The 24820-nt window shown below is 64.8% G+C and carries 24 protein-coding genes and 1 tRNA gene; 21 read left to right on the forward strand and 4 right to left on the reverse strand.

The genetic code is table 11. The features are described 5' to 3' along the window. Positions 1–93: 93 nt before the first annotated feature. The 6 genes from J1M87_RS01280 (at position 94) to J1M87_RS01305 (ending at position 3551) form a co-directional block, all read left to right on the forward strand. Positions 94–774 carry a hypothetical protein gene (locus tag J1M87_RS01280; RefSeq protein WP_206486885.1) on the forward strand — a complete coding sequence of 227 codons (681 nt, stop codon included), beginning with the start codon at positions 94–96 and terminating at the stop codon, positions 772–774. Positions 775–1136: 362 nt separating this feature from the next. Then, complete coding sequence (locus tag J1M87_RS01285; RefSeq protein WP_206486887.1) at positions 1137–1700, forward strand: hypothetical protein; 564 nt, start codon at positions 1137–1139, stop codon at positions 1698–1700. Positions 1701–1705: 5 nt separating this feature from the next. Then, positions 1706–2416 carry a hypothetical protein gene (locus tag J1M87_RS01290; protein WP_206486889.1) on the forward strand — a complete coding sequence of 237 codons (711 nt, stop codon included), beginning with the start codon at positions 1706–1708 and terminating at the stop codon, positions 2414–2416. Further along, positions 2413–2550: a hypothetical protein gene (locus tag J1M87_RS01295; RefSeq protein WP_206486895.1), complete on the forward strand. Its 138-nt coding sequence runs from the start codon at positions 2413–2415 to the stop codon at positions 2548–2550. Before J1M87_RS01290 ends, J1M87_RS01295 begins: the two co-directional genes overlap by 4 nt. Positions 2551–2656: 106 nt before the next feature. Next, a complete protein-coding gene (locus J1M87_RS01300; RefSeq protein ID WP_206486897.1) occupies positions 2657–2872 on the forward strand; it encodes a hypothetical protein in 216 nt (71 codons plus the stop codon). A gap of 271 nt (positions 2873–3143) precedes the next feature. Then, on the forward strand, positions 3144–3551 hold the full coding sequence (locus J1M87_RS01305; protein WP_206486899.1) for a hypothetical protein: 408 nt from the start codon (positions 3144–3146) through the stop codon (positions 3549–3551). Positions 3552–3585: 34 nt separating this feature from the next. Here J1M87_RS01305 and J1M87_RS01310 read toward each other — a convergent pair whose 3' ends face one another. Beyond that, entirely contained in the window at positions 3586–4116 is a 531-nt protein-coding gene (locus J1M87_RS01310; protein WP_206486910.1) for a GNAT family N-acetyltransferase, read from the reverse strand. A gap of 149 nt (positions 4117–4265) precedes the next feature. Here J1M87_RS01310 and J1M87_RS01315 point away from each other — a divergent pair, with 149 nt between their 5' ends. From J1M87_RS01315 to J1M87_RS01330, 4 genes are all read left to right on the forward strand, one after another. Next, positions 4266–4697: a DUF5318 domain-containing protein gene (locus tag J1M87_RS01315; RefSeq protein WP_170944655.1), complete on the forward strand. Its 432-nt coding sequence runs from the start codon at positions 4266–4268 to the stop codon at positions 4695–4697. A 708-nt stretch (positions 4698–5405) separates the two neighbouring features. Next, entirely contained in the window at positions 5406–7490 is a 2085-nt protein-coding gene (locus J1M87_RS01320; protein WP_057478324.1) for a transglycosylase domain-containing protein, read from the forward strand. A 113-nt stretch (positions 7491–7603) separates the two neighbouring features. Further along, on the forward strand, positions 7604–9052 hold the full coding sequence (locus tag J1M87_RS01325) for a glycosyltransferase family 87 protein (protein ID WP_064257180.1): 1449 nt from the start codon (positions 7604–7606) through the stop codon (positions 9050–9052). Positions 9053–9084: 32 nt separating this feature from the next. Beyond that, entirely contained in the window at positions 9085–10629 is a 1545-nt protein-coding gene (locus tag J1M87_RS01330) for a carboxylesterase/lipase family protein (RefSeq protein ID WP_206486912.1), read from the forward strand. On the opposite strand, the gene J1M87_RS01335 is transcribed toward J1M87_RS01330, so the two are convergent. After that, positions 10622–11488, reverse strand: a complete 867-nt coding sequence (locus J1M87_RS01335) for an Fpg/Nei family DNA glycosylase (protein WP_206486914.1) — start codon at positions 11486–11488, stop codon at positions 10622–10624. The genes J1M87_RS01330 and J1M87_RS01335 overlap by 8 nt on opposite strands. Positions 11489–11517: 29 nt before the next feature. Between J1M87_RS01335 and J1M87_RS01340 the strand changes: the two genes are divergently transcribed. Genes J1M87_RS01340 through J1M87_RS01350 form a run of 3 tightly spaced genes read left to right on the forward strand, consistent with a single transcriptional unit; the run spans position 11518 to position 13205 of the window. Beyond that, positions 11518–12318 (forward strand): thymidylate synthase, encoded by an 801-nt coding sequence (locus tag J1M87_RS01340; RefSeq protein ID WP_307830706.1) that lies wholly within the window; start codon positions 11518–11520, stop codon positions 12316–12318. After that, positions 12315–12824: a dihydrofolate reductase gene (locus tag J1M87_RS01345; RefSeq protein ID WP_064257157.1), complete on the forward strand. Its 510-nt coding sequence runs from the start codon at positions 12315–12317 to the stop codon at positions 12822–12824. Before J1M87_RS01340 ends, J1M87_RS01345 begins: the two co-directional genes overlap by 4 nt. A 54-nt stretch (positions 12825–12878) precedes the next feature. Then, positions 12879–13205: a cupin domain-containing protein gene (locus J1M87_RS01350; RefSeq protein WP_032395790.1), complete on the forward strand. Its 327-nt coding sequence runs from the start codon at positions 12879–12881 to the stop codon at positions 13203–13205. Here the strand turns inward: J1M87_RS01350 and J1M87_RS01355 are convergent. After that, positions 13198–14058 (reverse strand): universal stress protein, encoded by an 861-nt coding sequence (locus J1M87_RS01355; protein WP_064257158.1) that lies wholly within the window; start codon positions 14056–14058, stop codon positions 13198–13200. The genes J1M87_RS01350 and J1M87_RS01355 overlap by 8 nt on opposite strands. Positions 14059–14156: 98 nt before the next feature. Further along, positions 14157–15062 (reverse strand): acyl-ACP desaturase, encoded by a 906-nt coding sequence (locus J1M87_RS01360; RefSeq protein WP_064257159.1) that lies wholly within the window; start codon positions 15060–15062, stop codon positions 14157–14159. 360 nt (positions 15063–15422) lie between these two features. On the opposite strand from J1M87_RS01360, the gene J1M87_RS01365 reads away from it, so the two are divergent. The 8 genes from J1M87_RS01365 to J1M87_RS01400 all read left to right on the forward strand — a co-directional run bounded on the left by J1M87_RS01365 (position 15423) and on the right by J1M87_RS01400 (position 24758). After that, positions 15423–16622 (forward strand): CdaR family transcriptional regulator, encoded by a 1200-nt coding sequence (locus tag J1M87_RS01365; protein WP_230592574.1) that lies wholly within the window; start codon positions 15423–15425, stop codon positions 16620–16622. An 87-nt stretch (positions 16623–16709) separates the two neighbouring features. Beyond that, entirely contained in the window at positions 16710–17411 is a 702-nt protein-coding gene (locus tag J1M87_RS01370) for an ABC transporter ATP-binding protein (RefSeq protein WP_057479335.1), read from the forward strand. Positions 17412–17482: 71 nt separating this feature from the next. After that, positions 17483–19879 (forward strand): FtsX-like permease family protein, encoded by a 2397-nt coding sequence (locus J1M87_RS01375; protein WP_206486916.1) that lies wholly within the window; start codon positions 17483–17485, stop codon positions 19877–19879. A 170-nt stretch (positions 19880–20049) separates the two neighbouring features. Continuing rightward, the gene (locus J1M87_RS01380; RefSeq protein ID WP_064257161.1) at positions 20050–20676 is read left to right on the forward strand and encodes an isochorismatase family protein; all 627 of its coding nucleotides are present in this window, start codon (positions 20050–20052) and stop codon (positions 20674–20676) included. A 114-nt stretch (positions 20677–20790) separates the two neighbouring features. Continuing rightward, a tRNA-Arg gene (locus J1M87_RS01385) sits at positions 20791–20866 on the forward strand. A gap of 75 nt (positions 20867–20941) precedes the next feature. Beyond that, a complete protein-coding gene (locus J1M87_RS29210; RefSeq protein ID WP_156665549.1) occupies positions 20942–21700 on the forward strand; it encodes a CPBP family intramembrane glutamic endopeptidase in 759 nt (252 codons plus the stop codon). 49 nt (positions 21701–21749) lie between these two features. Further along, complete coding sequence (locus tag J1M87_RS01395; protein ID WP_241256225.1) at positions 21750–23132, forward strand: HNH endonuclease signature motif containing protein; 1383 nt, start codon at positions 21750–21752, stop codon at positions 23130–23132. Between the two features lie 222 nt (positions 23133–23354). Further along, positions 23355–24758, forward strand: coding sequence for a DEAD/DEAH box helicase (locus J1M87_RS01400; RefSeq protein WP_057479224.1), 1404 nt, complete (start codon positions 23355–23357; stop codon positions 24756–24758). The last annotated feature ends 62 nt before the right edge of the window (positions 24759–24820 follow it).

Here is a 24820-nt window from a genome sequence, read left to right on the forward strand (position 1 = left end):
AGCGCGCACCGCCCGGCCCTGCTGGCGAGCTGTCAGCACCACCTCACCAGCTCCACGTACACCGACAAACGCAATTGCGAAAGGGTGCAGACGATGAGCCAGAACTTGATTATGGTGCTTCACCGCATACCGTTTCTTCCCCGCACCACCGTGGATGGGGAATGGGATCTGTGCGAGCAGTATCGGTCCGTTATCGAGCGCACCGCCGCGCGATGGATTGCCGATGCAATGGTCGCAGATCGAGACTTCGACGTCAGCGACTTCGGTATCGACGACGACGATTTCCACGATGGTGCTGCCGACGCCGTTCGGGAGCTCGAGCAGAATCCGGACGGGATCGCCGCGGCGCGGACCCGTCTGAACGAGATCGCCGAGACGTATGCGATCGGGTATTGCGGCGCACGGGCTGAGTTCGTGATCTCTGGCATGTGGGTCGCAATGTACGGCGGATTGTCCTGGGGGGATGAGCCGTTCGAGGGGTACGGCCAGGTGTGTGCGCTGGCGGCGTTGCCGGAGTTGGCTGTCGGCGCAACCAGTTACGTCCCGACGGCGTTGCAGGCGAGTGTCGTGGACAGTCTTCTCAACGACGGTTCTCGGCCCTCGGCGCAAACTCGCTGGATCGATGACAACGCGATATTGGTGTCGGGGTGGATTGCCGCTGAGGTCGATGCCCGTGAAGCGGTGATCGCCGAAACGGTGCGATCGGCAGTCGATTCCGTCGAGTTGGATGTGTTGGTTGCGGTGTCGGAGAAGGTCGCCGAACACTTCGCATAGGGCTCCGGCTGTTGCTGTGCGGCGCCATCCCGACTGTCAGGGGTGGCGCCGCTGCTCGTTCGCGGACTCTGTGCAGGGCGTCGGTGGTCGGATCACGATTCCGTCGGCATGTCCAGATCATGCGGTGACCCCTTTCCCCACGGGCCCCGGACCCGGATGGGCTGGCGGCTCGGACACTTGACAGGGGGAGTTGACTATGGTGGATGGGTGGCTTAAAGCGGTTGGTGGTCAACGGTTTCCGTGTTTGGTATCTGTCGGTGGGTGTGGCTATGGTGTGGGAGTCCCAGTTGATTTCGGGCGGTTGCCGACCACTTCCGCTCGGGTAGATCCGCGACGACAGTGCGCGGGAATGGAGAGATCCCATGACGAACTTGACTAGTAGTGCGCCGGGCGCGACGACGAATCGGTGGAAGCTCGGTTATGACCGAGAGGCTGTGAGCGCGTTGATCGCCGACGGCGAGATGGATGTGACTGCAGCGATCGTTTCGGCGAACGAGCGCACTTCTGACGGACTCGGTGTGATTCGAGAGATCGTCGAGGCGGTGAGCCGGTGCTCGGCGTGGAAGTGGGGTGACCGTGCCACTGATCCTACTGTGACAGTGTCCGCCGACTTCACCTGCGATGAAGAGGGATTCATTGTCAACGACAGCTATCTGACCCTGTCGGTTCTTCTCCCGACCGGCGTCTGTCTTGCAGACACCGGCCTTCGCCGCCTCGGGGATCTACCGTGGACCCGTTTCGACGACGCCCACGACGTGCTCGACGGAGTGACCGAACTGCTCACCGACCTGGCCGAACGCGCTATGCGGGCATTCGCCCCGGCGGCAGTGGTAGCCAGCGGCATCGAGTGCTCGTTCCACCACGGAGACGAGCGCAGTCCCCTCGCCTGCGTCTGCGCCGACGCAACGCTCTCGGCGGGAGAGTAGAGATCATGGGTTACTACGTCTCTTCACGTGGCGGCATCGACCTTCCGGAGGCAGCGCTCGACGCGGTGTGGGCTGATCTGGTTGCCGCAGCCGCGGAGAACCGGGTGGACCTCGCGGACGCTGACAATTGGAGGGCCGAGTTCGGTGTCGAGGGAATGATCGCCGTGGTCATCGCGGCTGCGATCGGCTCCGATTGCCCCCGCGAAACCTGGGAACGCGGTGGCAACGGAAGCACGGTCCATTTGGAGGTCTGGGGTGACGGCGATGTCGGCGAAGCGATGGAGGTGCTCAGCATCGTCGCCGCAGGTGGCGGCACGGGTGTCATCTATTCCGACAGCGACGGCAGCAAATGGCGCTGGCGGCTGGAAGATGGCGAGGCGCACGACGAAACAGGGCGCACGTGTTACGGCGACGAGGTGGACGCGACCGCCTGGGTTGTCCAGCTTCAACGCCCAGGACAGGGGGCTCTCGATCGTGTCGCGGTGGTGGCGTCGGAGGCCGCTGCGACGGCGCAGCTCGCTGCCTGGGTTCGCCACGACTATCCGGAGTTCAACCAAAGTGGTGAGGGCGGGGCTGATCCGATCGACTCCCAGTCCGATGCCGCGGTCCTCGAAGCTATGTCCGTCATCGGCGGCGGTATCGGCAGCCACATGATCCGCATCGGCGATATGGTCCAGAACGTCCCCGCCATCCCCAATGAAAGGCAAACACAGTGAGCAGCAACGAAACACAGAACCTCCGAGTAGTGCTGGACACCCTCGACGCATTCTTCGCCGGGGGTGCCGAGGACATCGAGTCATTGGATGGACTCCGCGACAAGGTCCGCACAAAACTGGCGTCATCCGATTAGCAAGCAGGCTCGCGCGGTCCGTTCGGCGCCGAGCGGACCACACGAGCGACTCGGCCACTATGGTCTGTGCCGAGGATACTCACGCGATCAAATGGAGGAGTAGACAATGGAATTGACGATCACAGGCGAATGGAAGCGACCACTTCCCGAGGACGTGCTGCACTTGGAAGTCGGCAATTACACGGCCATCGCCCACGACAAAGGTGACGTCATCGAGTGGTCGGCGAAGCGCGCTGGCGTCGAGTTCGCATCCGGTGTCACCGACGACATCGTGGACGCCCAGGATGCAGCCGAAACGGCGATCCGCGCGGACAATGCCTGACACTGTGATGCGGAGCTGACCGCCGCTAGGTGAACGCTGGCGAGGGCCGTACCCGGGCAGAGGAAACGTAGCTTCGGGTACGGCCCTCGTCGCTGCCACTGACGACTTTCGATGGCTGTGGCCGCGCCATGCTACTCAGAACACCCACATGCGAGGGGGTGGAGTTGCGTCGGAATCGATCAGGGCCGCGGTGTGGTGCTCGCGCGGGACAGGTTGGCGCAGCGCCTGTTTGTTTATTGCCGTCCCGCCATCAGGACGTATCCTGCGACGCATGACCCCGGTCGACGCGCTCTCCGCCGCTGCCGCCCTGCATCTGGGCTTTCAGCTGGTGGTGACCGCCGTTGTCTACCCGGCGTTGGCGGAGGTGCCGGACGACGACTGGCCGCGTGCCCACGACGCCAACTCGCGGCGGATCACCCTTGTCGTCGGACCGGTCTACGGGCTACTCGCTGCTGCGTGTCTGTGGGTGTTGGTGTCCGGTTCAACCCAACCTTTGGTCCTCATCAGCGTTGCCGGCGCGGTGATTTCCGCGCTCGCGACTGCGTTCGGGGCCGCTCCCGTTCACGGCGATCTAGGGCGGAGGGGACGCACCGGGCACTTGATGGGTCGGCTGCGATCAGCTGACCGCATACGTCTCGGTGGTGCAGTGTTGTGTGCCGTCTTCGCTCTGTTGGCGTGATCGAACTCGGGCAAACATGAGTCGGATGACTGGTTCAGCGAACCGGCGCCACCATGAGCACCGCGTCCACTCGGTACTCGCCCCACTGTTGCGCAGCCGTCCCGATTCGGTGCCAGCCTCGCCTGTCGTAGAAGCCGAGAGCGGCGCTACTCGGATCGACCAGCAATACAGGTACCCGGCCCATGTCCCGTGCCGCATTCACTGCATGAGTGAGCAACGTCGTTCCGCTGCCCGGTACGGTGCCGTCGGTTACCAAGCGTGAGACGACGGCGAGTCGATCGGCCGCGACACCCGTTGCTCGCTGCCACTGCTCGCTAGCGTCGTCCGTACCGGGATCCTGTCCGGGTGTTGCCGTCGGATGCAGCGCGACATGTCCGACGACGGCGTCGTGATACTCCGCTACCCAGGCTTCGAGTTCGTCCGGTGCGGCAAGCCAGTCTGCTCGTACCACTGCTGCGCGCACGGGATAGCGATGCGTCGAGTGCGAACGTTGCAGGATGGGGAGGAGGGCGCTCAGGTCGTCGTCCCGTCGGGGTCGCACGCGGATTCCCGATGTGGCGAACATGTGAACGAGTGTAGGGACCGGACGAACCTGTTCGCCGCCGATCGAGACCCACACGCAGCGAACGCGTTACGGCCGAAAGGGGCCCCCTTCGCCGCCGAGGCGGGGGTTCGCACGTCCCCATCTCGGAGGGCGCACGTACTCTGGTCCTCGTGCGACTTCAGCGACAGGTGGTGGACTACGCCCTTCAGCGTCGGTCGCTGCTGGCCGAGGTCTACTCCGGTAGGACGGGTGTAGCAGCGGTCTGCGATGCGGATCCGTACCTGCTCCGCGCCGCCAAGTTCCACGGACGCGGGAGCGATGTGGTGTGCCCCATCTGCCGCAAAGAGCAGCTCACCTTGGTGTCCTGGGTTTTCGGTGAGAAGCTCGGTGCGCTGTCCGGGTCGGCGCGAACGGCCGACGAACTCGTCCGGCTCGCTGCGACCCAGGAGGAATTCTCGGTCCACGTGGTCGAGGTGTGCCGTTCCTGCAGTTGGAACCACCTCGTCCAGTCCTACGTCCTCGGGGCCGTCCCCGCGCCCAAGCAACCCCGTCGTCCGCGATCGGGTTCGCGTCAACCTAACCGTCGCACCGCGAGTGAGTGACACAATCGCTCGGCTGATGCCTTTTCGCGAGAAGTCGACGCGGCCGCCGAAATTACTGGAGATTTGTACGTGAGTTCCCCCTACGACAACAACCCGGGTACCAACGAACCTGGCCGTAGCGACTCCGGACGGCGTCCCGACGTGCCAGGGCCGCCGCGCGGCAGCAGGCATTCCGATCCGCCCGGACGTCGTCCCGTGCCTCCGCCCGGGCAGCGTCCGATGTCTGCGCCCGGTCAGCGTCCGATGCCGCCGCAGGGTCGGCCTCCGATGCCGCCACCCGGTCAGCGACCCGGACCTCCTCCGGGGCAGCGTCCGATGCCACCGCAAGGTCGGCCTCCGATGCCGCCACCCGGGCAGCGACCCGGACCTCCTCCGGGGCAGCGTCCGATGCCACCCCAGGGCAGGCCACCCATGCCGCCTCCCGGGCAGCGCCCAGGGTCTGCGCCCGGTCAGCGTCCGATGCCGCCGCAGGGTCGGCCCCCCGGTGAACGCCGCTATGGGGAGCCGCCGGTCACGCCCGCTGCGCGCTCCGCGGTAGGGCCGGGAGCCGCTGCGGCCGGGATCACCCGATCGGGATCCGTCCCACCCCCGTACGAACCGAACGATCCATCAGCTAGCTCCTCGGGCAACGAGCCGCCCGAGCCGCCCGAAAGAGGTTCCGCCGCGAAAACGAAGAAGAAGTCCAAGTGGCGGGTTGTTCGGCGCACGATGTACGCGTTGATCGCCTTGGGCCTGATCGTGCCGATTCTGGCGTTCATGGTGGCGTACACGCTGGTGGACGTTCCTCGACCCGGTGACCTCAGAACCAACCAGGTCGCGACGATTTTTGCGTCCGACGGTGCGAGCGTGCTCGGCAAGGTGGTGCCCCCCGAGGGCAACCGGACCGACGTGACGATCGACCAGATCCCGGAGCACGTACGCAATGCCGTCCTTTCGGCCGAGGACCGCGACTTCTACTCCAACCCCGGATTCTCGGTCACCGGATTCGGCCGGGCTCTGCGCGACAACGTGCTCGGACGCGACAGCGCAGGTGGCGGCTCCACGATCACCCAGCAGTACGTGAAGAACGCGCTGGTCGGTAACGACCGGACGCTGACTCGCAAGATGCGTGAGCTGGTCATCTCCTCCAAGATGGCGCGGCAGTGGTCCAAGGACGACATTCTCGCGGCCTATCTGAACACCATCTACTTCGGTCGTGGCGCGTACGGCATCGCAGCCGCGTCCACGGCGTATTTCGGTAAGTCCGTCGATCAACTGTCGGTCGAGGAAGGTGCTGTGCTGGCGGCAGTCATCCAGCAGCCCTCCAACCTCGATCCCGAGGTCAACCCGACGGGAGCGCAAGCTCGGTGGGATTACGTCCTCGACGGCATGGTCTCGCAGGGCCAGCTCGACTCCACCCAGCGAGCCGCGATGATGTTCCCCGCGGTGGTTCCGACCTCCCAGGTGGACACCGGTGACGCGGACGACGCTGGTCCCAACGGCCTGATCAAGGCCCAGGTACTGCGCGAGTTGTCTGCTGCCGGAGTCAGCGAGCAGGACCTCAACACCGAAGGTCTGCAGATCACGACGACAATCGATCCGAAGGCGCAGGCTGCTGCGATCGAGGCCGTGAACAGCAACCTCGAAGGCGAGCCGTCGGAACTGCGAACGGCATCGGTATCGGTCGATCCGCGCAGTGGTGCGGTCCGGTCGTACTACGGCGGCGCGGACGGGCGCGGATTCGACTTCGCGCAGTCGGGCCTGCAGACGGGATCGTCGTTCAAGGTGTTCGGTCTGGCCGCCGCGTTGGATCAGGGCATCCCGCTCTCGAAGATGTACGACAGCTCTCCGCTGGACGTCAACGGCATCGAGATCAGCAACGTCGAGGGTGCCTCCTGCGGAACGTGCACCATCGCCGAGGCGCTGAAACGTTCACTGAACACCAGCTTCTATCGCATGATGCTCGGGATGGACAACGGCCCGCAGGCCATCGCAGACATGGCGCACAAGCTCGGCATCCCGCAGGAGATCGACGGCGTCGGCCCCACCCTGACCGAGCCCGACAACGCGGGTCCCAACTACGGAGTTGTGCTCGGCCAGTACCAGTCTCGCGTCCTCGACATGGCCTCCGCCTACGCGACATTGGCTGCGTCCGGCGTATATCACACCCCGCACTTCGTGCAGAAGGTCGTCACCGCCGACGGCACCGTGCTTCTCGACCGCGCTCCCGAAGCCGGCCAGCAGGTCGTCTCGGCCGCGGTCGCGGACAACGTGACCTCGGCGATGCGACCGATCGCCGGGTACTCGAACGGTCACAACCTCGCCGGTGGTCGTCAGTCGGCAGCGAAGACCGGTACCGCTCAGCTGGGCGACACCGGGCAGAACAAGGATGCCTGGATGGTCGGCTACACGCCATCGTTGTCGACGGCCGTGTGGGTCGGCACCGAGCAGGGTCTGCCGCTCGAGAACAGCTACGGCGGACCGATCTACGGATCGGGCATACCGTCGGACATCTGGAAAGACACGATGGACGGCACGTTGGAGGGCACCTCGAACGAGACCTTCCCGACGCCCGAAGCCATTGCCGGTCAGGCCGGAGTGCCGCAGTACTCCGCGCCCGCACCGACGGCCACGGTCGCACCGACGACTGCTCCGCCGCAGGTGACCCTGCCGATTCCGACGGAGATCTCCCCGCCCGTCGTCATCACGCCACGGCAGGTTGAAATTCTGCCCGGAGTGACGATTCCGCTTCCCGGGTTGGCACCGGCTCAGCCGGCACCGGCCGCGCCCGAACCGGCTACTCCCGGGCAGTAGCGACTCCACCGGTGACGACCGAACCCGACCGCAAGGGTCGAGCATTGGCGAGCCCCGGTCGCCTCGACGCGGCGAGCGAGAATGACCGAGATCTACCCAGTCGGACCGATCCGATGGCCGGGGAATTGTCCTCGGTCATCGGCGGTCCGGTCGGACGTCACGCGGTGATCGGACGGCAACGGTGGTTCACCGCACTGCGGGTGATCCTGCTGTTGGCGGTGATCTTCCTGTGCTTCGGTTGGTTCGCGAAGGCGGCGTGCATTCAGCAGGCTCCGGTCGGTCCCAACGGTGAACTGGGACTGGATTGGAGTGGCAGCCGGCAGTACGTGGCCATGTGCTATTCGGACACCGTGCCGCTGTACGGTGCCGAGCGACTCGACCAAGGCGCGTTCCCGTACAAGAAGTCCTGGGAAGAAACCAAGGCCGACGGCTCGACCCAGGTTCGATACATGGAGTACCCGGTGCTCGCGGGGCTGTACCAGTACGGCTCGATGGTCGTCGGGAAGATGTGGAACTCGCTGAGTTTCCTTCCCCAGGCCCTGCCCGTCGTCGTGTATTTCAACGTGGTTGCCCTGGGTCTCGCCGTCGCCTGGCTCGTCACCGTGTGGGCCACGGCAATAGCTGCGGGACGGCGGATCTGGGACGCGGCCCTGGTCGCCGCGTCGCCGCTGGTGATCGTCCACGGCTTCACCAATTTCGACGCTCTGGCCGCGGCTTTCGCGCTCACCGGTCTGTTGGCATGGGCCAAGAAGAGGCCGGTTCTCGCCGGTGTGCTGATCGGACTCGGCGGTGCCACTAAGCTCTATCCCCTGCTGTTCCTCGGTCCGCTTCTGGTGTTGTGCTGGCGGACCGGCCGGATGCGGGAGTGGGGCCTCACCGCGAGCGCTGCCATCGGAGCCTGGCTGGCCGTGAATCTTCCTCTGGCGCTGCTGTATCCGTCGGGGTGGTACGAGTTCTTCCGGCTCAACTCCGAGCGCGGAGCCGACCCCGATTCCCTGTACAACGTGGTCACCTCGTTCACCGGCTGGCCCGGTTTCGACGGTCCGCTCTATGCAGGCGCCAAGCCCCTGATCCTCAATGCCGTGACGCTGGTGTTGTTCGCCATCGTGTGTGCGGTGATCGCCTACATCGGCACGACGGCCCCCGTGCGGCCGCGGCTCGCGCAGTTGATATTCCTGGTGGTCGCCGGCTTCCTGCTCACCAACAAGGTATGGAGCCCGCAGTATTCGCTGTGGCTGGTTCCACTGGCCGTGCTTGCGTTACCGCATCGCCGAATACTGTTGGCGTGGATGACGATCGACGCGTTCGTCTGGTTCCCGCGGATGTACTACTACTTGGGCGTGGAGAACAAGGGCGTGCCCGAGCAATGGTTCACCGCAGCCGTCGTGGTGCGCGATATCGCGGTGATCGGGTTGTGCGCGTTGATCATTCGGCAGATCTACCGGCCGTCCGAAGACCTCATTCGAAACGGCAGCGCCGTCGACCCGCTCGGTGGCGTTCTCGACGGCGCTGCAGATCGGGTCAGGGCCCGCCCGGTCACATATAGCGGCCCAACTGCTTGACGGCTTCACCGGCGTGCTTGTACACTCGCGACATGGCTGTGACGACACGCGTGACCACCTCCGACGGCATCATCGAGGGAAAGCCCGTCGGTGACCTCACCACCTGGCGAGGCATTCCCTACGCCGCCCCACCCGTCGGCCCACTGCGTTTCCGGGCGCCGCAACCCACCGAACCGTGGGACGGCGTGCGCGACGCCACCGAGTGGGGCAATGCCTCCGTTCAGCACAAGCGAGGCACGATGCTCGCGATCGGCAAGTACCAGCCGTCCAGCGAGGACTGCCTGACGCTCAATGTGCTCGCCCCCAGCGCACCGAGCGCGAACCCGCGTCCGGTCATGGTGTTCATCCATGGCGGCGCGTACACCCTCGGCACGTCCGCTACTCCCCTGTACGGCGGCGGCTCCCTGGTGCGCCGCTCGCTGAAGGACGGCGACGGCATCATCTACGTCTCGGTCAACTACCGACTCGGCGCTCTCGGCTACCTCGACATGTCCCAGTTCTCCACTCCCGAGCGGCCGTTCGACTCCAACCTCGGCTTGCGAGATCAGGTAGCCGCTCTGGAATGGGTGCAACGCAACATCGCCGAGTTCGGCGGCGATCCGAGCAACGTCACCGTTTTCGGTGAGTCTGCCGGCGGCAACGCCGTCACCACCCTGATGACGGTTCCCTCGGCCAAAGGCCTTTTCGCTCAGGCCATTTCCGAGAGTTCCGCTCCCGGCATGACCGCCACCAAGGAGCGCGCCGATCAATGGGCGCGGGAATACGTCGGCTACCTCGGCGGCACCGTCGAGAACGCTGCCGAGACCCTCGAGAACGCCGAGGTACTACGGCTCGGACGCGCGGGGACCAAGCTGGATCTCACCACGTGGCACCGCACTCCGGGCCTGTTCCCGTTCGGCCCGGTGATCGACGGCGACTTCCTACCGATCAGCCCGGTCGAGGCGTATGCGAACGGAACCGCGCACCGCGTGCCGCTGATCATCGGTACCAATGCCCGTGAGGGAACGCTGTTTTCGAAGTTTCTCCACGCGGTGCCCACCAATCCAGAGCGCATCACCAAGCTGTTCTCACTCACCGATCCCGACGCCGAAGCGGTGGTCACTTCGGGCTACCGGGGCTACCCGAACGAGCGTGCCGCCATCGACTTCGGCGGCGACTTCACCTTCTGGAAGCCGTCACTGGAAGTGGCCGAGGGACATTCGCGTCACGCACCGACGTACTTCTACCGATTCGACTTCGCGCCGCGATCGATGAAGCTGCTCGGATTGGACGCCACCCACGGCTTCGAATTGTTCGCCGTGTTCGGGATCAGTGAGACCTTGTTCGGTAAGGCGCTCACCCTGGCCGGCGGACGCAAGGCGTTCTCCGAGGTCACCGATCAGGTGCAATCACAGTGGATCGCGTTCGCCACCAACGGAAAGCCGTTGGAGTCGTGGCCACGGTACGACGAAGGCGACCGCAAGACATTGATCTTCGACACCCGCACTCGGGTGCAGAAGGATCCGCGGAGCGACCGCCGCAAGGCGTGGGAAGGCTATCGGGGCTACGACAGCCAGAAGCTCGAACCCGCTACTTGAGCAGACGTGACATTCGACGGTCGGCAAGAATTTTGCCGGCCGTCTGGCAGGTGGCGCAGTACTGAAACGATCGATCGACGTACGCGACTTCGCGTACCGGGTCGCCGCACACCGGGCAGGGCAGCCCAGTTCTGGCGTGCACCCGCATGCCCGATCTCTTCTCGCCTTTCAGACGCGCCGCGTCCTGCCCGGCCGAGCGGGCCACCGCGTCGGACAGCACCGAGCGCATCGCCGCGTAGAGCGTCGCGACGGATTCGGGATCGAGCTTGCTCGACGATGCGAACGGCGAGAGCTTCGCGACGTGCAAGATCTCGTCCGAGTAGGCGTTGCCGATACCGGCCAACAGAGATTGGTCCACCAACGAGGTCTTCAGTCGCGCGGTGGTGCCGGCGAGTATTTCGGCGAACTCGAGCTCGGTGACCGTCAGCGCATCGGGTCCGAGGCGAGCGACGCTCGCCACCTGCGCAGGGTCACGGACCACCCAGACCGCCAATCGCTTCTTGGTACCGGCTTCGGTGAGGTCGATGGCGGGCGTCGCGCCTTCGGGAGTGAAGAAGTGGATCCGCAGTGCCAACGGACCTTTGCCGGGCTTGGGCGGCGCGGCGCTGGGATTGTCCACCCACCGCAGCCAACCGCCGCGCGAGAGATGCGTGATCAACCACAGGTCGCCTGCCCGAAGTGCCAGGTGTTTACCGAACCGCGCGGCATTGGTGACGTCCTTGCCCTGCAGTTCGGTGATCGGTGGATCGAATGTCTTGAGAACACTCAGTGCTGCGATGTCGATCCGGCCGATGACGGCACCGACGGCATGTTCGCGCAGGAAGCCGGCCAGGGCTTCGACCTCGGGTAATTCAGGCATGTGTCCAGTATGCAGCTACGATGGCCGTCGTGATGGTTCCGACTCCGTACGAAGATCTGCTGCGCCGCATCATCGATACCGGGACGGCGAAGTCCGACCGAACCGGGACCGGTACCACCAGCGTGTTCGGGCATCAGATGCGCTTCGATCTGGCAGCGGGCTTCCCGTTGATCACCACCAAGAAGGTCCATCTGAAGTCGATCGTGTACGAGTTGCTGTGGTTCCTGCGCGGAGAATCGAACGCCACGTGGCTGCAGGAGCACGGAGTGAGCATCTGGGACGAGTGGGCAGCTCCGGACGGCGAGCTCGGGCCCGTCTACGGGGTGCAGTGGCGTTCGTGGCCGACCCCGTCCGGCGAGCACATCGACCAGATCAGCCAGGTCATCGAGACCTTGAAGACCGATCCTGATTCTCGTCGGATGATCGTCTCGGCCTGGAATGTCGGCGAGATCCCGCGGATGGCGCTTCCGCCCTGCCATGCGTTCTTCCAGTTCTACGTGGCCGAGGGCAAGCTGTCCTGCCAGCTGTACCAGCGCAGCGCAGACATGTTCCTCGGGGTGCCGTTCAATATCGCCAGCTACGCGCTGCTCACGCACATGGTGGCGGCCCAGACGGGTCTGGAAGTGGGCGAATTCGTGTGGACCGGCGGCGACTGCCACATCTACGACAACCACCGCGAACAGGTTACCGAGCAGCTCTCCCGCGAGGCGTATCCGTACCCCACTCTGAAACTGGCACAACGAGATTCGATCTTCGACTACACCTTCGAGGACATCGAGATGGTGGACTATCAGCACCATCCGGCCATCAAGGCTCCGGTCGCAGTGTGACTGCCCCGCAATTCGTCGGTCTGATCTGGGCTCAGAGCCGGGCCGGGGTCATCGGCGACGGGGGTGGCATCCCCTGGCGCATTCCCGAGGACATGGCGCACTTCAAAGCCACGACGGCCGAGCACCCGGTGATCATGGGGCGCAGGACCTGGGATTCGTTGCCGGCGAAGTTCCGCCCGCTGCCGGGCCGTCGCAACATCGTGGTCACCCGTAACGCGTCGTGGACCGCCGACGGTGCCGAAAGCGCACCGAGTGTCGCCGACGCTGTGGCCCTGGCGAGCGGAAGCCCGGTTTGGATCATCGGTGGCGGCGAAATCTATCGCAGTGCAGTGAGTATCGCGACGCACCTCGAAGTCACCGAGGTCGATCTCGACATCTCCGGCGATACCGTCGCCCCCGAGATTCCGGACGGCTGGACCGCGAAGGCCGGCGAGTGGCAGAACAGCCGAGTGAACGACACTAGATTTCGCTACGTCGAGTACGGACAGGCTACCCAACCTTCCTGAGCGCGTTCAGGATTCCCCCGTCGCGACCGCAGACCGTGCGTCATACTGACGATCATGGACAAGAAGTCACTCACCGCACTTGCCCGCCAACAACTCAAGCTCGCCGTCGGTGCGTCGAGTGGCCGCAGTTCGCAGACGGTGTACGGCGGTCACCGACGCCACCTGAGGCAGACTGTCGTGGCGTTGGCCGCCGGTAACAAGTTGGCCGAACACGACCTGTCCGGCGAGTCGACGGTGCTGGTGCTGAGCGGAAAGCTCGAGCTGATCAGCGGCGAGCGATCCTGGAAGGGCTCGACCGGCGATCTGCTCGTCATCCCCGACGCCCGCCACAGCGTCGAGGCCCTCGAAGACGTGAGCTTTTTGCTGACCGTCGCTATGTGAGTGCTTTTCGCACTACCAACACCGGGCAGTCCGCGGTGTTGACGAGAGCGAAACTCGTGGACCCCAGCAGCATTCCACCGAATCCGCCGCGTCCCCGGTTGCCCACCACTATCAGTGCTGCGGTTTCGGACAGGCCACTGAGTACCCGTACCGGTCGGTCCTGCGCCACGATGCGCTGCACCTCGACCTCGGGGAACCGCTCCTGCCAGCCGGCGAGGCTCTCTGCCAGCAGTGCCTCTTCGCCGTCGGCAATGGCGTGCCAATCCTTGGGCGCGCGGCCGAACGATTGCGTCAGATCCACATCGGACCACACGTGTACCGCGATCAATACGGCATCGCGCGCCGACGCTTCGACGAACGCCGACTCGACGGCAGTCTGATTGACGTCCGATCCATCGATGCCGACAACGACCGGGCCCTCGGCGACCCGACGACCGTCGATGTCACGGCCCCGCACCACTGCCACCGGCGAGACGCTGTGGGCCGCCAAAGACAATGTGACAGCGCCGGTTTCACTGGCGCCGATCACCAGAATCTCGGCCTGCGCCGAGACGCCGATGAGAACGTCCATGACGCCGCCCTCGATGGCGCTCGACGTCACCTCGAACGCGGGATCGTCGACGACCAGCGCGGCCAGGGTCTCTGCCGCCACCAACCTGGACTTGGCCGTCGCAACGAATTCCGTTGCTTCTCCGGCGAATTCGCTCAGATCGACAACTCCCGGCATGTCGACGGCAGTGACGATGTGCAACCGCCGATCGCGTCGATGCGCGCACAAGGCCGCCCAGATCACTGCCTTGTCCGCCGCGGCGGATCCGTCTATACCGACGATGATCGGTCGAGAGCCTGTCACGATGGGGGCCTCCGGTCGTTGCCCCGAACACAAGGTGTGGAGCGTGAAGAAGAGTAGGAGTTCAGGTTAGTCGATCCACCCCGTCGAGGTAAGTGGTGTCAGCTGGCGCGCAATGCGTTTGCGTACTCCCGCGTTCGCACAGAGCTGCGTTCGATGGTGGCGGCCTGGGCATCGAGATGGTCCAAGTAGTCCGCCAATTGATCGCGACTACGCGCCCCGGCACCGAGATCTGTCCGCTCGAAGATGCGCCACTGGGCCAACATGGGCCGCAGTACCTCGTCGAGATGGCGCGCAAGGTCGTAGATGCCGTCGCGCGCGATGAGCATCGCACTGCGCGCGAAACCGGGGAGGTTGGTACCCGGTAGCTGGAAATTCATGACGACCTCGGTGATGGCGGTGACCGTCAGGCCGGGTGCCACGGTGAGCGCTGCCGAGACCAAGTTCGCGAAGAATCGGACGTGCAGTTCCTGATCGGCGACGATGCGTCCGAGGAGACGATCCGCCACCGGATCATGGCACTGGTCCGCGGTGTTGCGATGACTGATAGTCGAGACCGACTCGTCGAGGACCACCTGAACCAGTGACCGAAGCAGGTGTGCACCGTTCATGGGGGCGTCGAACCCCACCGTCATACATTGCGCTCGAGCTCGTCCGAGGGCGACCGGATCGACGCTGCGGGTGGCGACCAGGTAATCGGTGAGGGCCACCGAGTGCCGACGTCGTTCGCTGCTCCAGTCGGTGAGCCAGGACGGCCAGGCACCGATCTCGGTTGCCCCTGCATCTCGGCGGTAGAGCGGAATGTTCTGCTCGACCAGAAGATTGGTCACCAACGCGGCTTTGGCAGTTTCGGTCAGCGGCGAGGGACGCGATCCCCAGTACATCTCGGCACGCACGAAATCGGCCGGTACCCACTGAACCGACTCGACACGGTGACGGGCGAGATTTTCCTCGATCGTCGGGCGCAACTCCCGGAGGACAGTGAACTGACCGATATCACTGTGCATGCTCGTCCCTTCGTTGCCCACTCCCGACGGGATCAAGGTAGATGTGCGCCGCGTGCGCCGTGAACAGCTTCCCGATTGTTTAGGGCAAGTCGCAGCCGGCCACGTCGGTCGCTCGAGATAGATCACAACGAGTTTTGCCGAAACCATGGATCACACGTAGATAACAACCTATGATCGATCCTGTTAGAGGCCAGGAAACAAACTTGAAGTACGAAAACGACGCGGTTTCAGGTTCGATTGTTTACATTGAGCCATCGAAGCGCGTTGATACGCGCCAGTAAGTTTGCAGTCCGTATGACCTGAAGAACCAACACGAAGGGTTGATCTGTGACCGTTCACAACTCGACTAGCCTCGGAATCATGGTCGCGGGTCAGCCTGCGTCGGCTCCTCTTCGCGATTTCCGCGCGGTGGCGCGGCTCCTGGTAGGACACTTCGCAGCCAACACTCCCTGCGGGTCGTTGCCAGGCGAACAGCTCCACGGCGACGTCACCGAATTCACCGTCAAATGCATCAGCATCGCGGTCCAGATGCTCGACGAGCGCCGCGCCCCGGCGGAATCCGACCTGGCCGAGCTTCGCGCCAAGGCCAGCCAGTGGGCTCGCGAAGGAGTTCCGCTCGAATCGGTGCTCAGCGTCTACCACGAGGGCATCCAGATCGGCTGGAATCTCGTGTCGAAGCGAGCGGGTGAGGGCGATGCAGCGCAGCTGATCGAGGCCGCGCGCATGTTCGTGCTGCTGTCGGAGAAGGTATCCATCGCCGCCAGCAAGAGCTATGTGGAAGAACTGCAGGCCGTGGCCAGCGAACACCACACTGCAGCGCACACTCTGGTCACCTCACTTCTCAGCGGCCACAACGCGGTGTCGATGGCACGTCAGTCCGGCATCGAACTCGCCGACAGCTACCTCGTGCTCGCCATCTCGGTGCCGCCGCACCCGGACGAGAACGACCCCAACATCCAGAAGACGGTCGCCGCTCGCAGAAAGCTGCGTCGTGTCCAGGCCGAGCTGGCCACGATCTGCGGCCGCACTCCCCTGTCCTTGCTGAGCACCGAGGGTGGCACCGTCCTGATTCCCGGTGTCCACGACGACGAGTGGGTCGAGGCTCTGGTGCATCGCATCGGTACCGCCGCCGAGGTGCCCGTCACCGTCACGGCCGAGCAGGCCGCCACTGCGGACATCCCCACCGCAGCCGATCAGGTCCACGAACTGCTGTCTCTGGCCCATCAACTGCACCGCCCGTCCGGCCTGTACCGCATGGACGATCTCGTGCTGGAGTACCAGCTGACGCGTCCGGGCCCCGGCCGACGCCACCTGACTCAGATACTCGAGCCGCTCGATTCGTCACCCGAGCTGCTCGAAACCCTGGAGATCCATATCTCGCACGATCTGAACCGTCAGCGGTCTGCTCGTCAGCTCCATCTGCACACCAACACCGTCGACTACCGCCTCAAGCGGATCGCACAGCTCACGGGCTTCGACCCCACACGTCCGTCCGGAATCCGACACCTGCAGGCCGCGCTGGTGGCCCGCCGACTCGAATCCTCGCGCGGCGCAGCTTGATCTGAGAGTTCCGAACGGTTTCTCGATCCGACGGCAGGTAGCGTCGAAGATACATTCGAGAAGCAAGGGGATTCGTCCGTGGCGAAGTTGATGCTGGAGTTGTCCGGGGTGGTCAAGGAGTACCCCACCGGAGAGCAACCGGTGCGGGCGTTGGACGGCATCGATCTCACGATCGAGGGCGGCCAGTTCGTCTCCCTCGTCGCACCGTCCGGTGCCGGCAAGTCGACGCTGCTGCACATGCTGGGCGCACTCGACACACCGACGTCGGGTTCCATCAGGTTCAACGATGTCGAAGTCACCACCCTCGACGACAACGCCCAATCCGATTTCCGACGCCACCAGGTGGGCTTCGTCTTCCAGTTCTTCAATCTGTTGCCGACGATGTCGGCGTGGGAGAACGTCGCCGTCCCCAAGTTGTTGGACGGCACTCCCATCAAGAAGGCCAAGGCCGACGCGATGCGACTGCTCGAGATGGTCGGGCTCTCGCAACGCTCCGAGCACCGGCCGGCGCAGCTGTCCGGTGGTCAGATCCAACGCATTGCGATCGCCCGAGCACTGATGATGAATCCGGCACTGTTGATCGCCGACGAACCCACCGGCAATCTCGACTCGAAGACCTCCCACAACATCCTCGAAATACTGGCGGACGTGGCACACGCCAGCGAGGGGCGTCGAGCAGTGGTGATGGCGACCCATGACCTCGAGGCGGCGCGCTCCACCGACCGCATCGTCAGCATGATCGACGGTCGCGTCGAGACCGACACACCGACGGCCGGTCTCGATCGGTGATCGGTACCGCTCTCAGCAGATTTCGAGTCATCAGCCTTCGCGACCTCCGCATGCACTGGGTGCGTTCGCTCGTGTCCGCGGGTGTCGTGGCCGTCGCCGCCGGGCTGCTCATCGCCGTCCTCGGCACCTACGGGTCGTTGACCGGATCCGTCGAACGTCTCGCGGTGACGATCGCAGGAAACGCGAGTTACGAAGTCGTCGGTGTCACCGACTCCGGCTTCGACCAGAGCGAACTCGACGTGGTGCGCTCCGTTCCCGGTGTCGACACGGCGGTTCCCCTGCTGCGCAGCACCGTTCGATCCGACGTCGGAGATCTGACGGTCCTCGGTGTCGACTCGTCCATCACGGCACTGCAGTCGGATCTGCAGGGCGCGGTCGGCAACGCGGCGGGACTGTTGTCCGATCCTTCCGGTGTATTGGTCGGAGCCGCAACGGGTCTGAATCAGGGAGACACCGTCACGATCGACGACGTTCCGACGGCGGTGGTCGGCGTGATCGACGGCCCCGGCACGCAACGCATCGGTGGGGGCATGTTCGCGGTTGCGCTCCTTCCCGCTGCGCAGGCACTCACCGATCGCCCCGATCAGCTCGATTCGATCTTCGTCCTGGGCAACGGCGACACACTGCGGTCCGACCTCGACGCCGCACTCGCCGGCCGAGTGTCGGTGATGAGCCCCGACTACCGGGCCGACCGCGCGAACCAGGCGATGAGTCTGACGCGCAATGCCACGCTGATGGTCTCGCTCATCGCATTCGTCGTCGCGGCCTTCCTCGTCTTCAACGTCATGAACATGGCCATCGCGAAGCGTCGACCCACCATTTCTCTCCTTCGCGCCGTCGGTGGACGCCGCGCGGATATCGTCCGCGACCTGCTGTTCGAGTCCGTCCTGGTCGGACTGGTCGGCGGTGCCGTCGGTGTTCCACTCGGAATCGCGATGGGCCGCATCGCCATCGAGAGCCTTCCGCCGTTCCTGTCGCAGGCATTCGACGCTCGAATCGAGTACGTGTTGCCAGGTTTTGCCATTCCCGTGGCGATCGCAGCGTGTGTACTGGCCTGCGTCGGAGCCTCGGCCGTCGCTGCGGTACAGGTGTATCGCATCTCGCCGATCGAGGCACTCGCCGTCGGCGGCGGAGAAACGGCAGGTGGACCACGTCGTCGATTCGTCGCTGCAGCCACCGCGTTCGGCCTCGTCGCCATTGCCGGATCGTTCGTGTTCGCCGTCAACGTCGACGGCCAACTGACCCTCGGTGCCGGAGCGCTGTTCATGTTCGGCGTCGTTGCGCTGTGCGTCGGGGGGACGGGACCGATCGTGTCGGCCACGGCGGCCGTCCCTCGCCGCTGGGGTGGTGCCGGCCGGCTGGCCACCGCCACCATCGAACGTGCCCCGCGACGGATCTGGGCAACGGTCATGACGATCGTGATTGCGGTGGGAGTCAGTGTCGGAGTGTCGGGTTCGTTGGCCAACATGACCGACTCGGCGGCCGAATCGCTGTCGTCGTTGGCGAACACCGACCTGTACGTGTCGATGTCCTCGCCCGACGCCATACCGTCGGGCCCCATCGTTCCTACGGAGGTGGCAGACGCCGTCCGTTCGACGCCCGGTGTCGCTCGCGTCGTCGAGGGGCAGTGGGCATACGCAACGATCGACGGCGAGACGGTATCCATCCAGGGCGTCGCCGACGGCAGCAATGCGGTGACGCTCGCATCGCTCACCGACACCGTGCGGTCCCAGGTGCTCGCAGGTGACGGTGTGGTGCTGTCCCAGGGGTTCGGCAGGACGTTGGGTGTATCGGTGGGCGACTACATCGATCTGCCGACGCCGACGGGCGTGAAGAACGTGCGAGTGCTGGATCTGGTCCAGTACATCAATGCCGCGGGCGGCACGATGGCAATCTCGCTGGACTCGATGCAGCGTTGGTACGACCGACCCGGCGCGACCTACCTGGAGATCGGCGTCGACGGAGACGTTGCGGCCGTTGAGGATTCGTTGCGTTCGACACTGCCGCCCGAGGTCTTCGTGTACACCGGCGCTGCCGCACTCGAGGGCACCAGCGCTGCCATCAGACAGTCCGGCGCACTGGCCATCGCGTTGCAGTGGATCGTCGCGCTCGTCGCCGCGGTCGCGTTGCTCAACACGTTGACGCTGTCGGTCCTGGAGCGTCGACGCGAACTCGGCGTACTGCGAGCCATGGGCGGTGGACGGGGAACCCTGGCACGAATGGTGTTGGCGGAGGCACTGTCGGTCGGCATCGTGGGCGGCGTGCTCGGCCTGATCATCGGCGCGGGTCTGCAGTATCTGAGCACCTTGATCCTCGGCGCCAGCATCGGAATCCCGGTTGCCTACACCGCCGGTTGGTCGGTGCTGCTGTACGGCCTCGTCGCCCTGGGCCTGTCGCTGCTGGGCTCGGCTCCACCCGCCGTGCACGCCTCGCGACTGAACATCGTGGAGGCCATTGCGGCGGACTAGGTTGTGGGCGGGGCCTCTGGATTCGGCGGGTCGGCAGGATTCGCGGGGCCTCTGGATTTCGCAAACGCGCGCGCGTTTGCCAGGTGCGAGCGGAATGGTCAGCGGACGTATAGCAGGACTGCGCGCGCCTAGCGAATGCGCGCGCGTTTGCGGGAGGGAAGGGTTGTCGGATGGCCACATTCAGCGTCGCAGCAGAGGACTACGACGCCGACGCTCTGCTCGACTGCTCGGGCGGCCCGGAGTGGGAGTTGGTTCCTCAGCGAGCCGCCCTCCTGGTCCACGACATGCAGCCGTACTACCTCAACGTGCTCGACGACTCTGTCCGCTCGAAAGTGTTTGCGGCGGCATCGGAGGTGGTCGCGTGGGCGCGGTCGAGTGGGGTACCCATTCTGGCCAGTGCTCCACGAGCGGCGAGTGACGTCGCCCAGCGGGGACTGCTGGGACCGATGTGGGGGTTGGGCCCAAACGCCGAGGAGGTAGCGATCACCGAGCCGGACTTCGCTCCGATCGCAAAGCGAAGTTACAGCGCCTTCTACGCCACCGATCTGGAGGTCGAATTGCGCCGACGCGGCCGTGACCAGCTCATCATCGTGGGCGTGTTCGCGTCGGCGGGAATTTTGGCGACGACGTTCGACGCTTCCGCCCGCGATATTGAGTGCTTCGTCGGCGTCGAAGCGATTGCCGATTACACCGCTCACCAGCACCGCACCGCATTGAAGCTGATTGCGTCACTGACCGGTCGAGTGGCGTCGATCCAGAACCTGCTTCCCGATCCGCGGGGTGGGCCGCTAGACTAGCGAGCGCGATGTGGGTCGGCTGTGCACTCTGGCAGCAAACCTATCCGCAACCGATTGTTCCGAAAATCGAAAAATGTTGCGCTGCAGCAGTTTACGATCAACGGACAGTTACCAGCCTTCGTAGCTCAGGGGATAGAGCAACCCTCTCCTAAAGGGTAGGTCGCAGGTTCGAATCCTGCCGAGGGCACCACAGAGCGCTGCAAGACTGCCATGATGCCCGGGTGCGGCACTTGCGGAGGCGAGCGTATGGCGAAATAGTGCAGGTGTGGACCACTCCCCTGACGAGCATGCGCCACTCGTCCACCTGAACCACAAGAGTTTCCCGCAATTCACCGGCTCGCCACTGCCTACACCCACCGTGGGCGACGTCGCGTTGGCCTTCGTCAGCGGGTTCGGGGGAACGACGATCGGCGGACTGATCGGGGCCGTGGCGGGGTTCATGATCGGCGGGGTCGCCGAGGCAGCTTTGCTCGCCATGGTTCTGGCCGGCATCATCGGATGCGCCGGCCTCTATTTCGCGTTGATCCGTCGACGTCGATGGTCGCTGTCGGACTTGGGTTTTCGATCCCCCGCGCACAGCCTCCTCCATCTCCTGTGGCAGGTTCCGCTCCTGATGCTCCTCGCCGTGCTGGCCACGGCCGGAATTGGCGCACTCCTCGACGTCGCACCGGACGGCAATCAGAACGCGATAGTGAAGGACGCCGTAGAAATCGGACCGGCCTCGATCGCCGCGATACTCGTGCTGATCGCGGGCGTTGTTCCCTTGATAGAGGAAATAGTGTTTCGCAGGATCCTGCTCGATTGGCTCAGGTCCAAGATGCCGACAGCGGTCAGTGCTGCGCTTGTCACCATCGTCTTCGCACTGTGCCACATTGCACCGCCGGCGATGCTGTACATCCTCTTCCTGGGCACCGGCCTTGTTGCACTCCGTCTCTGGTATCGATCGCTCTGGGCTCCGCTGATTTTGCACGCATTCAACAACGCCGTTGTCAGCTCCATCGCCATCGCAGTAGTGCTCACCTGACGTCCGAAGCAGGTCTTGCGTACCATCGAATTCACCCGTACTATCGAACATGCATTCGAGTACTGGGGAGGAACTCGTGGTCACAGCTTTGAAAAATTTGCCGCTGACACCTGATGAGGTGTTGCGTTTCGTCGCACGTCTTCAGGCGTCCGATGTCGTTGTCGACGCAGCAGCAGGCATCGATTTGATCTCCGCTCTCGAGACGGTCAAGTGCGTCAGCGTGGCAACGCAAGCCGTGGTGACCGATGCCGTCGCAACAGCCATCAGCAACGAACGCAAAGAGCTCGGCAAACCGAAAGCTCAGTGGCGCAGCGGGATTGCGTCACAGATCGGCTTGGCCCGACGCGAATCGCCGAACCGTGGCGGCACTCACCTCGGACTCGCACGCGCGCTGGTGCACGAAATGCCGCACACTCTCGCGCGCCTGAAAGCCGGCGAACTCAACGAGTGGCGGGTCATGATTCTTGCTCGCGAGACGGCGTGCCTCACCGTCGACGATCGCCGCACCATCGACGAACGATTGTGCGCAGACCCCGCGACATTGGCCGGTGCCGGCGACCGCACCATCGAGGGTCGCGCTCGCGCACTTGCCAACGAACTCGACGCCGCCTCCCAGGTGAAGCGGCGTGCGAAGGCATACGCAGCTCGGCGCACCAGCACCCGCCCCGCACCCGAATCCATGGGTTTCTTCACCGTCCTCACATCGATGGAGAAGTCCGTCTGCATGTGGGCCACGCTGCGACGAGATGCCGACACCATCATCAACTCGGGCGGCGACACACGCACGCGCGACCAGATCATGGCCGACCTCGTGTTCGAGCGGGTCACCGGCGCGTCAGCAGCCCAAGGCCCGCCAGTGACCGTCGACATCGTCATCTCCGATTCGACGCTGCTCGCCGGCGGTGACACGTCCGCATATCTGCACGGCTACGGCGAAATCCCGTCCGATGTCGCACGGCAACTGATTCGAGACGCGCTCGACGACGCACAAGGCAATGAGACGCACGTCGCATTACGTCGCCTCTATGCCCATCCGAAATCCGGAGCGCTGACGGCAGTGGAGTCCACGTCGCGAGGTTTTCCCACCGCGTTGGGACGCCTCATCGACCTCCGAGATCGCACCTGCCGCACCCCGTGGTGCGACGCGCCGATCCGACACCACGATCACATCCGGCCACACTCCGCGGGTGGTAAAACCAGCGCCGAAAACGGCGCAGGCCTTTGTGCCGCATGCAATTACGCGAAAGAAGGGGAAGGCTGGACGGCCGAAGCGCGGCGAGACAAACGCAACGCGCGACATCGGTACAGGCTCATCTCACCCACCGGCCACACCTATGACTCGAGTGCCCCGCCCATGCCGGTGGTCGAGCTCTACAACTCGCGAATCGAGAACGTGATGATCACGGGTCTCTTCGACGACGGCGCCGCGTGACGAACATGCACGGGAAGAGACCGAGCCACAACTCGGTTACACTCGGTGACGACGCGCGTAGCTGCACGTCAGACGTCGTGGAATGCTCCCGAATCACCATGTGCACCCCGCACAGGCTTCTCTTACGGCGATCGAAACTGCCCACCGGCAGTCTCGCCACCTTGCATCTCGGCCCAAGGCCCGCAGGTGCAACACCCTGCCCGAAAGGCACTTTTCATCACTATGACGACCCCACAAACATTTGCTGCACTCGGTGTACCCCAGGCCATCGCGGATGTACTCGCGAGCCAGGGCAAGACCGAAGCCTTCCCCATCCAGGCCGATACGCTCCCCGACACACTGCAGGGACGCGACGTGCTCGGACGCGGAAAGACCGGCAGCGGAAAGACACTCGCCTTCGCGATCCCGATGGTCGCTCGGCTCGCAGGCCAGCTTCCCGGCAATCGCAAGCCCGGCCGCCCGCGTGGCCTGATTCTCGCTCCGACGCGTGAGCTCGCCACCCAGATCGCCGTCGCAATCGAGCCCCTCGCCGCCGCGTACTCGCTGAAGGTCACCACGATCTTCGGTGGTGTGTCGCAGGTTCGCCAGGTCTCCGCGCTCAAGGGTGGAGTCGACATCGTCGTCGCCTGCCCCGGTCGCCTCGAAGACCTGATGAAGCAGCGCCACCTCACGCTCGACGGCGTTCAGATCACCGTCCTCGACGAGGCCGATCACATGGCCGATCTGGGCTTCCTGCCTGTCGTCACCCGCATCCTCGCCGCCACCCCGGACAAGGGTCAGCGCATGCTGTTCTCGGCGACACTGGACAACGGCGTCGACAAGCTGGTCAAGCGCTTCCTACACAACCAGATCACGCACTCCGTCGACGAGGCCACCTCCCACGTCGAGGCCATGACGCACAGCGTCTTCGAGGTCGACGGCGTCGAAGCCAAGAAGAAGCTAGTCCATCAGCTCGCCTCGGGCACCGGACGACGCATCCTGTTCATGCGCACCAAGCACCAGGCCCGCAAGCTGGCCAAGCAGCTCACCGACGCCGGAATCCCGTCCGTCGACCTGCACGGCAACCTCTCGCAGGCCGCACGTGACCGCAACCTCGCAGCCTTCTCCTCCGGCCAGGCTCGCGTTCTCGTCGCCACCGACGTCGCGGCCCGCGGCGTCCACGTCGACGACGTTCAGCTCGTCGTCCACGTCGATCCCCCGGCCGAGCACAAGGCGTACTTGCACCGCTCCGGCCGCACGGCGCGCGCCGGCAGCGCTGGCGACGTCGTGACCGTCGTCCTGCCCGAGCAGCGCAAGGACACCGCAGTGCTGCTGCGCAAGGCCGATATCAAGGTCACCCCGATCCGCGTCACCGCCGATTCGCCCGCAGTGGCGAACCTCGTCGGCGAGCAGGCCCGCTACGTCGAGCCTGCACCGCGAGTCGAGCAGGCACCCGCCCGCACCGGAGCCCCGCGCAACAGCAACGCTCGCCGCGGCGGCCCGGCCCGTTCGGGTGGTCAGCCGCGCAGTGGTGGTCAGCCGCGCAGCGGTGGCGGACAGCCCCGTTCCGGTGGACAGCCGCGTAGCGGTGGCGGCGGCCACAGCCGTCGTGCAGCAGGACCGGCTACGAGCCAGCGCAGCCGCTGATCTCGGCCTGAGCGCGGAAAGCCCTTTTTACGAGGGCTTTCCGCGCTTTTCTGTTCTCACGC

It is taken from the genome of Rhodococcus sp. KRD162, assembly GCF_017168335.1.
In the GTDB taxonomy this organism is placed as follows: domain Bacteria; phylum Actinomycetota; class Actinomycetes; order Mycobacteriales; family Mycobacteriaceae; genus Rhodococcoides.